Origin of the sequence: Saccharomonospora sp., from assembly GCF_027317685.1 — a bacterium.
Classification (GTDB): domain Bacteria; phylum Actinomycetota; class Actinomycetes; order Mycobacteriales; family Pseudonocardiaceae; genus Saccharomonospora.
In genome coordinates this window covers 1-13,898 of the sequence record NZ_DAHVQP010000035.1, presented here as the reverse complement: position 1 = coordinate 13,898, position 13,898 = coordinate 1, and the positions used below count along the sequence as shown (strand labels likewise).

Sequence of the window (13,898 nt, the reverse complement as noted above, 5' to 3'; positions counted from 1 at the left end):
AACAGTCGCGGCGGGTCGGGTGCCTTTGCGACGTCGCCATGTCCTCGACGAAAGGACTCGGAAGATGAGCACGGCACACCAGAAGCGGTTCGGGCCCCGACGGGCCGGGACCCGGATCAGGAAGGTCATCGCGGCGGCCGCGGTCGGTGCGATGACCGCGGGTGGGCTCGTCGCCGCGACAGGGACGGCGAGTGCGCAGACCAGCCTCGGCGACGCCGCCGAAGCGCAGGGCCGCTATTTCGGCGTCGCGGTCGCGGTCGACAGGCTCGGCGAACCCGACTACACGGCCACGCTCAACCGGGAGTTCAACAGCGTCACCGCCGAGAACTCGTGGAAGTGGGAGAGCCTCCAACCCTCGCCCGGGTACTTCGACTTCAGCACCGCCGACCGCATCGCCGAACACGCGCGCCAGCAGGGCATGGAACTGCGCGGGCACACCCTGGTCTGGCACTCGCAGTTGCCCAGCTGGGTCGAGAACATCGGGTCCGCCGACGAACTCCGGGCGGTGATGAACAACCACATCACCACCGTGATGGAGCACTACAAGGGGCAGATCAGTTCCTGGGACGTGGTGAACGAGGCGTACGAGGACGGCTCCAGCGGGGCGCGCCGGAACTCGGTGTTCCAGCGCGTCATCGGCAACAGCTGGATCGAGGAGGCGTTCCGCACCGCGCGTGAGGTCGATCCCGACGCCACGCTCTGCTACAACGACTACAACACCGACGCCTGGAACACGGCCAAGACGCAGGCCGTCTACAACATGGTGGCCGACTTCGTCAGCCGTGGCGTACCCATCGACTGCGTCGGCTTCCAGGCGCACTTCAACAGCGGCAACCCGGTGCCGGAGAACTACCACCAGACGCTGCAGAACTTCGCCGACCTCGGGGTGGAGGTCCAGCTCACCGAACTGGACATCGCGGGATGGGGTGACTCGCAGGCGGAGCAGTACGCCGGGGTGACGCTGGCCTGCCTGGCCGTCGCCGAGTGCACCGGCATCACGGTCTGGGGTGTGACCGACAAGTACTCCTGGCGTGCGGAGGACACGCCACTGCTGTTCGACGGCGACTACAACCCCAAGCAGGCCTACTACGCCGTGCTGGAGACCCTCGGCGGTTCCGGCGGTGGAGGCGGAGGTGATGACGACGACGCCGCGTGCACCGTGACCTACGAGGAGATCCAACGGTGGGGCGACCGGTTCAACGGTCAGGTCACCGTCCGCGCGGGCGATGAGGCGATCAGCTCGTGGAGCACCACCGTCACCGTGCACTCGTCGCAGAAGATCACGGCGACCTGGAACGGCGACCCGAGCTGGGACGCCAGCGGCAATGTCATGACGATGCGGTCGAACAGCGGCTTACCCGTGGGTGGACAGACGAGCTTCGGCTTCACCGTCATGGCGAACGGTAATTGGGCGGCGCCGATCCTGGGCTCCTGCGTCGCCTCCTGAGTGCCGTCCCGGCCCCTGACTCGTGCCGGCGGGGAGGGGGCCGGAACGAAAAAGGGGCCGGGACGGTCATGACGACCGCACCGGCCCCGTTCCGAGCCTGGGTCACGTGCGCCGGAACAGCAGCGCGCGCTTGACCTCCTGGATGGCCTTGGTCACCTGGATACCGCGCGGGCACGCGTCGGTGCAGTTGAACGTGGTGCGGCAGCGCCACACACCCTCGGCGTCGTTGAGGATGTCCAACCGCTCCTCGGCGCCTTCGTCGCGGGAGTCGAAGATGAACCGGTGCGCGTTGACGATGGCGGCCGGGCCGAAGTACGAGCCGTCGGCCCAGTACACCGGGCACGACGATGTGCACGCCGCGCACAGGATGCACTTGGTGGTGTCGTCGAACTGTTCCCGGTCGGCGGGCGACTGGAGACGTTCGCGCGTCGGCTCGTTGCCGTAGGCGATGAGGTACGGCTTCACCGCGCGGTAGGCCTCGAAGAAGGGCTCCATGTCGACGTAGAGGTCCTTCAACGTCGGCAGGCCCTTGATGGGGGCCACCGTCACCACCGGCGGCTTGCCGTCCTTGCCCTTCTTGCCGATCAGATCCTTCACGAGCACCTTGCACGCCAACCGGTTGATGCCGTTGATCTGCATGGCGTCGGAGCCGCAGATGCCGTGCGCGCAGGACCGGCGGAACGCCAGCGTGCCGTCCACGTAGTTCTTGATGCTGAACAGCAGGTTCAGCACGCGGTCGGTGGGCAGGGCCGGGACGTCGTAGGACTCCCAGTGTGGCTCGGAGTCGACCTCCGGGTTGTACCGGAGGATCTTCACCGTGATGGTGACCGAACCTTCCGTCGCGGGGATCTGCGAGGTGTCGTGAGAACCCTCGGAAACCGTGGCAGTCATGTCAGTACTTCCGCTCCATCGGTTCGTACCGGGTGAAGGTCACCGGCTTGTAGTCCAGTCGGATGTCCGTCTGGAAGCCGGTCAGCCCGAGCGGCGCATCGGGGTCCTCCTTCTCCGGAAGGATCTTGTAGGACATGGAGTGCCGCATGAAGTTGACGTCGTCGCGGTCGGGGTAGTCCTCGCGGGCGTGTCCGCCGCGGGACTCCTTGCGGGCGAGCGCCGCGTTCACCAGGATCTCGGCGAGGTCCAGCAGGAAGCCGAGCTCGATGGCCTCCAGCAGGTCGGTGTTGTACCGCTTGCCCTTGTCCATGATCGAGATGCGGCCGTAGCGCTCCTTGAGCGCTTGCACGTCCGCCAACGCCTGCTTGAGCGTGTCCTCGGTGCGGTACACCGCGGCGTTGGCGTCCATGGTCGCCTGCAGTTCGTTGCGGATGTCGACGACCCGCTCGCCGCCGGTGGCGGTGCGCAGGTGGTTGACCATGCCCTCGACCATCTTCGCCGCGTCGTCCGGCAGTTCGGGGAAGTCGCGCGAGTTGGCGTACTCGGCGGCGGCGATGCCCGCCCGCTTGCCGAACACGTTGATGTCCAGCAGCGAGTTGGTGCCCAGCCGGTTGGCGCCGTGCACGGACACGCACGCGACCTCACCGGCCGCGTACAGGCCGGGGACGATGTTGTCGTTGTCCCGCAGCGCCTCACCGTGCACGTTGGTGGGGATACCGCCCATCGCGTAGTGCGCGGTGGGGTACACCGGCACCGGCTCGGTCACCGGGTCCACACCCAGGTAGGTGCGGGCGAACTCGGTGATGTCGGGCAGCTTGGTCTCCAGGACCTCCTCGCCCAGGTGGGTGCAGTCGAGCAGGACGTAGTCCTTGTTCGGTCCGGCACCACGGCCTTCGAGGACCTCCAGGACCATCGAGCGGGCGACGATGTCGCGCGGCGCGAGGTCCTTGATGGTGGGGGCGTAACGTTCCATGAAGCGCTCGCCGGAGGCGTTGCGTAGGATCGCGCCCTCACCACGCGCACCCTCGGTGAGGAGGATGCCCAGGCCCGCCAGGCCGGTGGGGTGGAACTGGTAGAACTCCATGTCCTCCAGCGGCAGGCCCTTGCGGGCGTAGATGCCCATGCCGTCACCGGTGAGGGTGTGCGCGTTCGAGGTCGTCTTGAAGACCTTGCCGAACCCGCCCGTGGCGAACACGATCGACTTCGCCTGGAACACGTGGATCTCGCCGGTGGCCAGCTCGTAGGCGATGGCACCGGACGCCACCGGGCCGTCGGCGGTCTCGGTGAGCGCGATGTCGAGGACGTAGAACTCGTTGAAGAACTCGATGCCGTGCTTGACGCAGTTCTGGTACAGCGTCTGCAGGATCATGTGACCGGTGCGGTCGGCCGCGTAGCAGGCTCGCCGCACCGCGGCCTTGCCGTGCTCGCGGGTGTGTCCGCCGAACCGCCGCTGGTCGATCTTGCCGTCCGGGGTGCGGTTGAACGGCAGGCCCATCTTCTCCAGGTCGAGTACCGCGTCGATGGCCTCCTTGGCCATGATCTCGGCGGCGTCCTGGTCGGTGAGGTAGTCACCACCCTTGACGGTGTCGAAGGTGTGCCACTCCCAGTTGTCCTCTTCGACGTTGGCCAGTGCCGCACACATACCGCCCTGTGCGGCGCCGGTGTGGGATCGCGTCGGGTAGAGCTTGGTAAGTACTGCGGTGCGGGAGCGCTGACCGGCTTCGATCGCCGCGCGCATACCAGCGCCACCAGCCCCGACGATCACCACGTCGTACTTGTGGAACTGCATGTCTCATCGCTTTCGTGTGGTGGGGATCGGTCGGTCTAGATGAAGGGGTCGAAGGTGAAGATCACCAGCGTGCCGAGCAGCAGGATTACCACCGTGGACACGTACAGCACCATCTTCAACCAGAAACGGGTGCTGTCCTTGCGCGCGTAGTCTTCGATGACCGTGCGCAGCCCGTTGCCGCCGTGGATCATCGCCAGCCACAGCATCGCCAGGTCCCAGAACTGCCAGAACGGTGAGGACCAGCGACCGGCGACGAACGCGAAGTTGATCCGGTGCACACCGCCGTCGAGGATGTTCATGATGAACAGGTGACCGAGCACCAGCACCACGAGCAGCAGGCCGGAGATGCGCATGAACAGCCAGCTGTAGAGCTCGAAGTTGCTGCGCCGGGCCGCGGGCCTGCGAGGGGAGCGCGGCTTGTCGAGAGTGAGTGCCTCAGCCATCAGTTGCCGCCTCCGAGTAGTTCACTCACGGTGCGTTCGAGCATGAAGTACGTGCCGGGGATCATCACCAGCACCCAGACGCCGATGATCGACCACAGCATCACGTGCTGGTATTTGGCGCCCTTGGACCAGAAGTCCACCAGGATCACTCTGATGCCGTTCAGCGCGTGATAGAGGACAGCGCCGACGAGGCCGACCTCCATGAGGTTGACGATCGGGTTCTTGTAGGTCTCGATGATCGCGTTGTAGGTCTCCGGGGACACCCGGACCAACGCGGTGTCGAGTACGTGGACGAACAGGAAGAAGAATGTGAGCACGCCGGTGATGCGGTGCAGCACCCAGGACCACATGCCAGGGTCGCCTCGATAGAACGTACCGCTCCGCCGTGAGGCGCTTGCCCGATCACTCGCAGCCGCCTCGGCGGCGGTGCTCGCAGTGGTGGACATCGGTGTACGGCCTCCAACGTCACTGATGGACTGTGCCCGGCGCACCTGCGGCTGCGCAGGTCCACAAGCCGTCGGGCATGGATATGTCAGGATGCTAGACCCGCTTCGGCTCGTCAGCTGAACCTCGGGTTGGTCGCTGTGATGGACCAGACACGGATTTGACGTCGACGTGTGTCATAAGTCTCTTAAGCGTCCCGCGTTCGCCACTTGACGCCCTTGATTGGTCACTTAGCGTGTTCGCCTGGTCGCTCAGATGACTGAGTCTTGAACATTTGTATTACGCGTGACGGCCGCTATGTGACCCCGTTGCTCGCGGGCGGTACCGTTCGCCAGTCGCCCGGCAGTGTGGCCGGGCGCTTCCTTGAGGTGCGTCCGCTGTAACGGCAGCGGGAAGGGAGACACACCGTGCGTCGAAAGCGTGGTGAAGCGCTGGCGGCTATCGCCATGGCCGGCGTGCTGACGTTGACGGCTTGTGCCAAGGACTCGGGCGACGACAGCGCCGCGAGTGGCGGAGGCGAGTCGGGGGGCGAATGCGTGACCGCTGCCGCGCCACCCCGTGCCGAGGCCGGTAGCGAGAAACGCGAGGGGGAAGCGGCGGACGTGGACGCCAGCGACCTCAAGGTCGCGCTCGCGTACGACGTCGGAGGCCGTGGTGACGCCTCGTTCAACGACGCGGCGGCGGCCGGTGTCGACAAGGCCGTCGAGGACATGGGCGTGAGCGACACGACCGAGAGCACGGCCGCGGGCACCGAGTCGGAGGACGCCAAGCAGCAGCGCCTGACCCAGATGGCCGAGCAGGGCTTCAACCCGATCATCGCCGTCGGCTTCGCCTACGCCGACGCGTTGAACGTCGTGGCGCCGAAGTTCCCCGACACCCAATTCGCCATCGTGGACGACGACTCGGTCGACCAGCCGAACGTCACCCCGCTGGTGTTCACCGAGGAGCAGGGCTCCTTCCTCACCGGCGTCGCGGCCGTCTACAAGAGCGAGAACTGCCACGTCGGCTTCGTCGGCGGGGTGAACACGCCGCTGATCCAGAAGTTCGAGGCGGGTTTCGTGCAGGGCGCGCAGGCGGTCTCCGACAAAGTCACGATCGAGGTCGACTACCTGACGCCCGCGGGTGACATCTCCGGCTTCAACGACCCGGGCAAGGGCAACGTCGTGGCCGAAGCCCAGATCGACAAGGGTGCCGACGTGCTGTACCACGCGGCGGGCGCCTCCGGTAAGGGCGTGTTCGAGGCCGCCAAGTCGAACGACGCGCTGGCCATCGGCGTCGACTCCGACCAGTACGAGCAGAAGACGGTCGCCGATGTCAAGGACGTCATCATGACCTCGATGCTCAAGCGTGTCGACGTGGCCGTCTACGACTTCATCCGCGCGGTGGCCGAGGACGACCTCGACTCGCTGCCCGAGCGGTTCGACCTCGCCGCCGACGCCGTGGGCTACTCCACCTCCGGTGGCATGGTCGACGACATCGCCGACGTTCTCGACGCGTACAAGCAGCAGATCGTGGACGGCGAGATCGAGGTCTCGGCGACCCCGTCGAACTGACCCTTCCCGATTCACACGACGCACCGGATGGCAGACCGTCACGGCGATGAGGCCGTTCGACGGCCCTTGGGAGCTTTCACGACATGACCGAATCCCGACCAGCGGTCGAACTGACGGGGATCACCAAACGGTTCCCGGGCGTGGTGGCCAACTCGGACGTGCACCTGACCGTGCGTGCCGGTGAGGTCCACGCGGTGTGCGGCGAGAACGGCGCCGGCAAGTCCACGCTGATGAAGATCCTCTACGGCATGCAGCAGCCGGACGAGGGCACCATCACGGTCAACGGAGAGGCCGTGCGACTGCGGAACCCGCAGGACGCGATCAAAGCGGGCATCGGCATGGTGCACCAGCACTTCATGCTCGCCGACAACCTCAGTGTCCGGGAGAACGTGCTCCTGGGCGCGGAGTCGCTGCACGGCATCGGCCAGAAGGCCACAGCCCGGATGGCGGAGCTGGCCGAGAGCACGGGGCTGAGGGTGGATCTCGACAGCCTGGTGGAGCAGCTCGGCGTGGCCGACCGCCAGCGGGTGGAGATCGTCAAGGTGCTCTACCGGGGTGCGCGCATCGTGATCCTCGACGAGCCCACCGCGGTGCTGGTGCCGCAGGAGGTCGACGCGCTGTTCGACACGGTGCGCCGGATGCGCGAGCAGGGCTACACGTTCATCTTCATCTCCCACAAGCTCGACGAGGTGCGCAAGATCGCCGACCAGGCGACGGTGATCCGCCGTGGCACGACGGTCGGCACCGTGGACCCGCGCACCGTGAGTTCTCGCGAACTGGCCGAGATGATGGTCGGTTCGGAGTTGCCCAGCCCCGAGACCCGTGAGTCCACGGTCACCGACCGGGTGGTGCTGCGGGTGGAGAACCTGCGGCTGAACGCCGAGGGTTCCGAGCGCGCCGTGCTCGACGACGTGTCGTTGACCGTGCGAGCCGGTGAGGTGCTGGGGATCGCCGGTGTCGAGGGCAACGGCCAGACCGAACTGGTCGAAGCCATCATGGGGATGCGCAAGGCGGCCGGCGGCCGGATCGAACTGGTCGACGCCGAGGGCCGCACACGCGACCTCACGAAGCTCGGCACACTCGCCCGGCGTGAGGCCGGTATCGGTTACATCGCCGAGGACCGGCATCGGCACGGCCTGCTGCTGAACCGTCCGCTGTGGACCAACCGCATCCTCGGCCATCAGACTCGCAGGCCGGTGTCAAACGGCCGCATCCTCGATCCCGCCGCCGCGCGGGAGGACACCCGTCGTATCGTCGACGAGTACGATGTGCGCACCCCCGGTGTCGAGGTGCCCTCGGGTGCGCTATCCGGCGGTAACCAGCAGAAACTCATCGTCGGCAGGGAACTGTCCGGAAACCCCGTGTTGTTGATCGCCGCCCACCCGACCCGCGGTGTCGACGTCGGTGCACAGGCACTGATCTGGGACCGCATCCGGGCCGCCCGACGGGAGGGGCTCGCGGTGCTGCTCATCTCCGCCGACCTCGACGAGTTGATCGGGTTGTCGGACACCATCCGCGTGATGTTGCGCGGCAGGCTGGTCACCGAGGCCGATCCGGCCACCGTCACGCCCACCGAGCTCGGCTCCGCCATGACCGGCGCTGACGAGGGCCGCTCCCTTCCCGAGGACGTCGCATGATCTCCTGGCGTACCGCTCTGCTTCCTCCCGCGCTGGCGATCGTGTTCGCCATGGCGCTGTCGTCCGTCGCGCTGCTCATCTCCGGGGCGAACCCCCTGGAGGCGTTCTCCACCATGGGCGCGCAGTTGTTCGAGGGCACCACGGCCGTCGACACGGTGAATCTCGCGACCGTCTACTACTTCGCGGGTCTGGCCGTCGCTATCGGCTTCCAGATGAACCTGTTCAACATCGGGGTCGAGGGCCAGTACCGGTTCGCGGCCGTGGTCGCCGCCATCGTGGGTGCGGCCATGGAGTTGCCCCCGGTGCTGCACGTGCTGGTGATTCTTGCGGTGGCCATGCTCTCCGGAGCGGCCTACGCGTTGTTGCCGGCGATCCTCAAGGTCACCCGCGGTGTCTCCGAGGTCATCACCACGATCATGCTGAACTCGATCGTGTTCGGCATCGTGGCCTACCTGATCAGCGCGGACCAGTTCGGGGTGCAACGCGGGAACAACATCAGCACCGCGCAGATCCCGGAGACCGGGTGGATCCCCGGCATCCCGTTCGGGGAGGCCGGGACGATGTTCGGCGCGGTGTTCCTCGCCATCGCGATGGGCTGCGGCTACTGGTTCCTGCTCAACCGCACCCGGTTCGGGTTCGAACTCCAGGCCAGCGGCGAATCGCCCACGGCCGCCACGGCGGGTGGGGTGAGCGCCAAGCGCATGACGATGATCGCGATGCTGTTGTCCGGCGCCGTCGCCGGGCTCATCGCGATGCCGGAACTGCTCGGCCGCGACCACGTGTACGCGATGACCGCCACCCAGGGCTACGGCTTCACGGGCATCGCGGTAGCGCTGCTCGGCCGTAACCACCCGGCCGGGGTGGCCTTCGGCGCGCTGCTGTGGGCGTTCCTCGACAAGTCCGCCGTGTCGCTGGAGTCCATCGGGATCCCGAGGGAGATAGCCACGATCATCCAGGGCACGATCGTGCTGTCGGTCGTGGTCGCTTACGAAATCGTCAAACGAGCGGAGCTCGCCGCCGAGCAGCGCCGGGTCGGTAAGCAGACCCGCAACGGCCTGCCCGCGAGCGTGAGCCAGGGAGGTGCGGTGTGAGCACCACGGCTGAACTCGAATCCCCGGACAGGACGGGCGGGACCGGTCCCGTATCCCCGCGGCGCGGTATGCCGGGCTGGTTGAGGGGCGTGCTGTGGGCCGTGGTGGCGATCGCGGTGCTGTCCACCACGTCCTACCTGACCGGGTTGGACTCGCTCACGTCGAGCAACACCTCGCAGACCGCGCTGCGGTTGGCGTTGCCGATCCTGTTCGCCGCGCTCGGCGGCCTGTGGGCGGAACGCGCGGGCGTCATCAACATCGGCCTCGAGGGCATGATGATCCTCGGCACGTGGGGCGCGGCCTGGGGCGCCTACTACGGGGGCGTCTGGGCGGGCCTGCTCGCGGCCATCCTGTTCGGCGCGCTCGGCGGGCTGCTCCACGCGATCGCGACGGTGACGTTCGGCGTCAACCACATCGTGTCCGGTGTGGCCATCAACCTGCTCGGACTCGGCGTGGCGAAGTACCTCGCCACCCTGGTGTTCGAACCGCTGTCGGGCAACCCGAGGCAGTCGCCGCCCGTGCCGAAGTTCGACACGTACTCGGCGACGTTCCTCTCGGACTGGCTCGCCGACCTGGAGCAGGCCCAACGGGTCGGGATCTCCGACGCCGCGGGGTTGTTGCACGGCCTGGTCACCCAGGTCTCGCCGCTGGCCATGATCGCGCTGTTGTTGGTCCCGCTCAGCTACCTCGTGTTGTGGCGCACCCGGTTCGGGCTGCGGCTGCGGTCGTGCGGGGAGAATCCGGTGGCGGCCGAGTCGCTCGGCGTGAACGTCTACGCCCACAAGTACTCGGCGCTGCTGATCTCGGGTGGTCTCGCGGGGATGGGTGGCGCGTCCCTGGTGCTGCTCGCCGGTGGGGCCGACTACCTGGAGAACCAGACCAACGGTCGCGGCTACATCGGCCTTGCGGCGATGATCTTCGGTAACTGGCGGCCCGGCGGTCTGCTGGGTGGCGCGGCGCTCTTCGGCTACTCCGACGGCCTCCAGCTGTCGGCGGGCGGGGAAGCCGTGCTGGCGCTCTGTTACGGCGCGGTCCTGCTGCTCCTCGTGCTCGCGGTGGTTCAGTTGGTGCGTCGCCACTGGTTGGGTGCCGCGCTGTCCGCGCTCGCCGCCGGGGTCCTGTACTACATCTACTGGGCCAACGACGAGCTGCCACGCGAGTTGATCCCGTACACACCGCACTTCGTGACGATCATCATCCTGGCCGTGGCCGCGCAGAAACTGCGGCCGCCGAAGGCGGTCGGCAAGCGGTACCGGCGTGGGGAGGACGACTGATGACGAGTCCAGAGGTGACGGCGGACGACTGGGAGCGTCTGCGGTCCGAGGCGGTGGCGGCGGCGCGGAAGGCGTATGCGCCGTACTCCGGTCTGCGGGTCGGCTCGGCTGCTTTGACCGACGACGGCCGGATCGTCACCGGGTGCAATGTGGAGAACGCCTCCTACGGGCTCGGGTTGTGTGCCGAGGCCACGATGAGCGGGCAGCTGCGGCTCTCCGGCGGCGGCCGGTTCGTCGCGGTGGCGTGCCGTTCCGGTGACGACGAGCTGTTGATGCCCTGCGGCCGTTGTCGGCAGCTGTTGTTCGAGTTCGGCGGGGCCGGATGTCTGGTCGACACCCCGCGTGGGGTGCAGCCGATGTCCGAGGTGCTGCCCCAGGCGTTCGGCCCCGAGGACTTGCCGTCATGACGGGCGAGTCCTTCACCGCGGTCGATGTCATCAGGACCAAACGCGACGGTTCCAGGCTGAGTGACGAGCAGATCCGTTGGGTCGTCGACGCCTATACGCGCGGCGTGGTCGCCGACGAGCAGATGGCGGCGCTGGCGATGGCGATCCTGCTGCGCGGTATGGACGCGGCCGAGACCGCGTGCTGGACCGGCGCGATGATCGACTCGGGTGAGCGGTTGTCGCTGCGTTCCTCCCGGCCGCTGGTGGACAAGCACTCCACCGGCGGCGTCGGCGACAAGATCACGTTGCCGTTGGCGCCGCTCGTGGCGGCCTGCGGTGCCGCCGTGCCCCAGCTGTCCGGACGCGGGCTCGGGCACACCGGCGGCACGTTGGACAAGCTGGAGGCCATCCCGGGCTGGCGGGCCGAGTTGTCGACCGACGAGATCAGCCGTCAGCTGGAGGACGTGGGGGCCGTCGTCTGCGCCGCGACCCCCACACTGGCGCCCGCCGATCGCAAGCTGTACGCGCTGCGCGATGTCACCGCCACGGTCGACTCGGTACCGCTGATCGCGAGTTCGATCATGAGCAAGAAGATCGCCGAGGGCGTGAACCGGCTCGTACTCGACGTCAAGACCGGTTCCGGCGCGTTCATGAAGACCCGCGAACAGGCACGGGAACTGGCGAAGACCCTGGTGGAGATCGGTGCCGCCCACGGAGTGGACACCAGGGCGGTACTGACGGCCATGGACACTCCTTTGGGGTCCGCCGTCGGCAATGCCGTCGAGGTGGCGGAGGCCGTGGAGGTCCTGCGAGGAGGCGGTCCGGCCGACGTCGTCGAGCTCACCGTGGCGTTGGCTCGCGAGATGCTCGCACTCGCCGGGCTGTCCGACGCCGATCCGGCCCGAGTGCTCGCCTCCGGCGAGGCGTACGAGACCTGGTGTCGCATGATCCACGCACAGGGCGGTGATCCCGAAGCGGCACTGCCCGAGCCCGCCCACGTGCACGTCGTGGAGGCCGCCGAGGAAGGCACCATGACCCGATTGGACGCCTACGGCGTGGGCGTGGTCGCGTGGCGGCTGGGGGCGGGCAGGACTCGCAAGGACGATCCCGTGCAGTCGGCGGCGGGCGTGCGCTGCCTGGTCAAGCCCGGCGAGCGGGTCGAGCCCGGCCGACCGCTGTTCGAACTGCACACCGACACCCCCGAGGCCGTGGCGGCGGTTCTGCCGACGCTGCGGGCGGCGTACGACATCGGGGGCGAGGACACCGGAAACGGCGCGGCCCCCGCCGCCACGGAGGCGAACGGGGGCCGCATCGTGCTGGAGCGGGTGGGAAGCGACGTGGTGGGCTGAAAGCGCCCGCCCGGCCGGTTCCCACCCGATGTTCTCAGCCCTCCTCAGTCGTTCTCAGTCATCGGAGTCGGTCTCCGCACCGGCCTTCGACTTCGAGTCGGAGTTCTTGGCCGACCTGCCGTTACGACGGCGGGGCTGGCGCGGCGTGGGCGGGGCCGAGATAGCGGGCTGTGGTGCCGGCCCGCCACCCAGCATCAGCTCGGCGAACGTGGCCATCGCCTCGTCGAGCTGGCCACCGATGCGTCGCTCGGACTCCTCGTTGCTCTTGCGCACCACGGACGCGAAGTAGTCGTTGTCCGGCTGCTGCGACAGCGTTCCCTCGACCTTCGACAGTCCCGACTTGATCGAGCCGTCCAGGTCGCCCAGCTGCGACCCGACGTTCTCCTCGACCTTGTCGAGACGGGACGAGAGCTCGTCGAGCCTGTTGCCCAGTTGCTCCAGCCGCTCGCCCAGTGTGTCGAGTCGGGCGCTGGGGTCGAACGTCTCGGCGGTGTCGGACATCGCCGAGCGCAGCGTGTCGGTGCTGGCGGTGAGGCGCTCCTTGGAGTCGGTGTCGAGGCGCTCGACACGCTCCTTGAGCGTCGTCTCCAGCGTGTCGATGCGCTCCCGCACCGGGCCCTGGACCGCTGCGGGAACAGAGTCGAGCTTGTCGTCCTGCTTGTCGAGGTGGTTGCCCAGTTCGTCCAGCCTGCGGTGGATGTTCGAGAGCTTGTCCTCGAGGCCGTCCATCCGGCCTGCCACACCCTCGAACCGTGCCGCGACCCCGTCGAGCCTGCCGTCCAGCTGCCCGAACGGCTTGGCGAGCTTGTCGACGATCGCCTCCACCGACCGGGCGAGGTCGGCCAGCGCGTTGTCCTGCGCCTCCAGGCGGGTCATGGCCTCGTCGAGGCGCTCAGCGAGCACGCTCATCTCGGTCCGGTCGGGCAGCTCGGAGAGCCGTTTGCGAACGGCACCGAGCGAGTCCACCGGCGCGAGCCGTGCGTAGATGTCGTCCAGCGCGTCGAAGATCTGCTGCTGTTCGCTTTCTCGGACCTCGGCCGCGCGCACCAACATGTTGCGCATCCGGTCGAAGGACGGAGCTGCGAGTTGGTTGTCAGTCGTCACTGCGGTGTCCTTCATCGGCGGGGAAAAGGATGGGACGTGTTCGGCAGCCTATCCATCGCCGGAATGGCGCGGCTAGCGCCCCCGGGAAATTGCGCGTGACATCGCGTCCGTTCGTCTCGGTATCGCCTTCGCCGCACCCCGCTGCCCCGCGAAAACAACGAAGCGGTCAACCGTTTGCGGACGGGTCGCGGGAGTGGTTCGGCAGGCTGGTTCGGGAGGTTAGGCGGGTTCCGACGAAAGTCGCCCGGAGGCCATCTCGGCGTCGCTGCGGGTCCGCTCGCGGGCAGGCCGCGGGAGAGTAGTGTCACTACATGGACACCACAAGTGCCCCGAGCAGGGAAGAACTACGTCAGGCCCCGAAGGTTCTGCTCCACGATCACCTGGACGGCGGCTTGCGTCCCCGCACCGTCGTCGAGCTGGCGGACAGCACCGGTTACGACGGGCTTCCGACCACCGACGTCGACGAACTCGGCCGCTGGTTCACCGAGGC

At 67.6% G+C, this 13,898-nt stretch carries 12 protein-coding genes and 1 pseudogene; 8 read left to right on the top strand and 5 right to left on the bottom strand.

Going from position 1 to position 13,898, the window contains the following annotated elements; all coding sequences use genetic code 11:
* The first annotated feature begins 64 nt into the window (after positions 1-64).
* A complete protein-coding gene (locus M7H19_RS04115; RefSeq protein WP_298177267.1) occupies positions 65-1,447 on the top strand; it encodes an endo-1,4-beta-xylanase in 1,383 nt (460 codons plus the stop codon).
* Between the two features lie 102 nt (positions 1,448-1,549).
* On the opposite strand, the gene M7H19_RS04110 is transcribed toward M7H19_RS04115, so the two are convergent.
* From M7H19_RS04110 to sdhC, 4 genes are read right to left on the bottom strand one after another with little or no spacing between them, the layout of a single operon-like run.
* Positions 1,550-2,338 carry a succinate dehydrogenase iron-sulfur subunit gene (locus M7H19_RS04110; RefSeq protein ID WP_298177265.1) on the bottom strand — a complete coding sequence of 263 codons (789 nt, stop codon included), beginning with the start codon at positions 2,336-2,338 and terminating at the stop codon, positions 1,550-1,552.
* A 1-nt stretch (position 2,339) separates the two neighbouring features.
* Positions 2,340-4,127 carry a succinate dehydrogenase flavoprotein subunit gene (gene sdhA, locus M7H19_RS04105; RefSeq protein ID WP_298177263.1) on the bottom strand — a complete coding sequence of 596 codons (1,788 nt, stop codon included), beginning with the start codon at positions 4,125-4,127 and terminating at the stop codon, positions 2,340-2,342.
* Between the two features lie 35 nt (positions 4,128-4,162).
* Positions 4,163-4,570 carry a succinate dehydrogenase hydrophobic membrane anchor subunit gene (locus tag M7H19_RS04100; protein ID WP_298177261.1) on the bottom strand — a complete coding sequence of 136 codons (408 nt, stop codon included), beginning with the start codon at positions 4,568-4,570 and terminating at the stop codon, positions 4,163-4,165.
* On the bottom strand, positions 4,570-5,016 hold the full coding sequence (gene sdhC, locus M7H19_RS04095; RefSeq protein ID WP_298177258.1) for a succinate dehydrogenase, cytochrome b556 subunit: 447 nt from the start codon (positions 5,014-5,016) through the stop codon (positions 4,570-4,572). The genes M7H19_RS04100 and sdhC overlap by 1 nt, the downstream gene beginning before the upstream one ends.
* Positions 5,017-5,460: 444 nt before the next feature.
* Between sdhC and M7H19_RS04090 the strand changes: the two genes are divergently transcribed.
* From M7H19_RS04090 to M7H19_RS04065, 6 genes are all read left to right on the top strand, one after another.
* Positions 5,461-6,567, top strand: coding sequence for a BMP family ABC transporter substrate-binding protein (locus tag M7H19_RS04090; protein WP_298177271.1), 1,107 nt, complete (start codon positions 5,461-5,463; stop codon positions 6,565-6,567).
* Between the two features lie 83 nt (positions 6,568-6,650).
* A complete protein-coding gene (locus M7H19_RS04085) occupies positions 6,651-8,204 on the top strand; it encodes an ABC transporter ATP-binding protein (protein WP_298177255.1) in 1,554 nt (517 codons plus the stop codon).
* A complete protein-coding gene (locus tag M7H19_RS04080) occupies positions 8,201-9,295 on the top strand; it encodes an ABC transporter permease (protein WP_298177253.1) in 1,095 nt (364 codons plus the stop codon). The genes M7H19_RS04085 and M7H19_RS04080 overlap by 4 nt, the downstream gene beginning before the upstream one ends.
* A gap of 68 nt (positions 9,296-9,363) precedes the next feature.
* Entirely contained in the window at positions 9,364-10,569 is a 1,206-nt protein-coding gene (locus M7H19_RS04075) for an ABC transporter permease (RefSeq protein WP_298177269.1), read from the top strand.
* Positions 10,569-10,976: a cytidine deaminase gene (locus M7H19_RS04070; RefSeq protein WP_298177251.1), complete on the top strand. Its 408-nt coding sequence runs from the start codon at positions 10,569-10,571 to the stop codon at positions 10,974-10,976. The genes M7H19_RS04075 and M7H19_RS04070 overlap by 1 nt, the downstream gene beginning before the upstream one ends.
* A complete protein-coding gene (locus M7H19_RS04065) occupies positions 10,973-12,304 on the top strand; it encodes a thymidine phosphorylase (protein ID WP_298177249.1) in 1,332 nt (443 codons plus the stop codon). The genes M7H19_RS04070 and M7H19_RS04065 overlap by 4 nt, the downstream gene beginning before the upstream one ends.
* A 54-nt stretch (positions 12,305-12,358) precedes the next feature.
* On the opposite strand, the gene M7H19_RS04060 is transcribed toward M7H19_RS04065, so the two are convergent.
* Positions 12,359-13,408, bottom strand: coding sequence for a PA containing protein (locus M7H19_RS04060; RefSeq protein WP_298177247.1), 1,050 nt, complete (start codon positions 13,406-13,408; stop codon positions 12,359-12,361).
* Between the two features lie 311 nt (positions 13,409-13,719).
* Between M7H19_RS04060 and M7H19_RS04055 the strand changes: the two are divergent.
* Positions 13,720-13,898: pseudogene (locus tag M7H19_RS04055) on the top strand (adenosine deaminase); the annotation flags it as partial.

Coding starts and splice junctions, on each gene's coding strand:
- M7H19_RS04115 (WP_298177267.1), top strand. CDS start 65: ATGAGCACGGCACACCAGAAGCGGTTCGGGCCCCGACGGGCCGGGACC.
- M7H19_RS04110 (WP_298177265.1), bottom strand. CDS start 2,338: ATGACTGCCACGGTTTCCGAGGGTTCTCACGACACCTCGCAGATCCCC.
- sdhA (WP_298177263.1), bottom strand. CDS start 4,127: ATGCAGTTCCACAAGTACGACGTGGTGATCGTCGGGGCTGGTGGCGCT.
- M7H19_RS04100 (WP_298177261.1), bottom strand. CDS start 4,570: ATGGCTGAGGCACTCACTCTCGACAAGCCGCGCTCCCCTCGCAGGCCC.
- sdhC (WP_298177258.1), bottom strand. CDS start 5,016: ATGTCCACCACTGCGAGCACCGCCGCCGAGGCGGCTGCGAGTGATCGG.
- M7H19_RS04090 (WP_298177271.1), top strand. CDS start 5,461: ATGGCCGGCGTGCTGACGTTGACGGCTTGTGCCAAGGACTCGGGCGAC.
- M7H19_RS04085 (WP_298177255.1), top strand. CDS start 6,651: ATGACCGAATCCCGACCAGCGGTCGAACTGACGGGGATCACCAAACGG.
- M7H19_RS04080 (WP_298177253.1), top strand. CDS start 8,201: ATGATCTCCTGGCGTACCGCTCTGCTTCCTCCCGCGCTGGCGATCGTG.
- M7H19_RS04075 (WP_298177269.1), top strand. CDS start 9,364: ATGCCGGGCTGGTTGAGGGGCGTGCTGTGGGCCGTGGTGGCGATCGCG.
- M7H19_RS04070 (WP_298177251.1), top strand. CDS start 10,569: ATGACGAGTCCAGAGGTGACGGCGGACGACTGGGAGCGTCTGCGGTCC.
- M7H19_RS04065 (WP_298177249.1), top strand. CDS start 10,973: ATGACGGGCGAGTCCTTCACCGCGGTCGATGTCATCAGGACCAAACGC.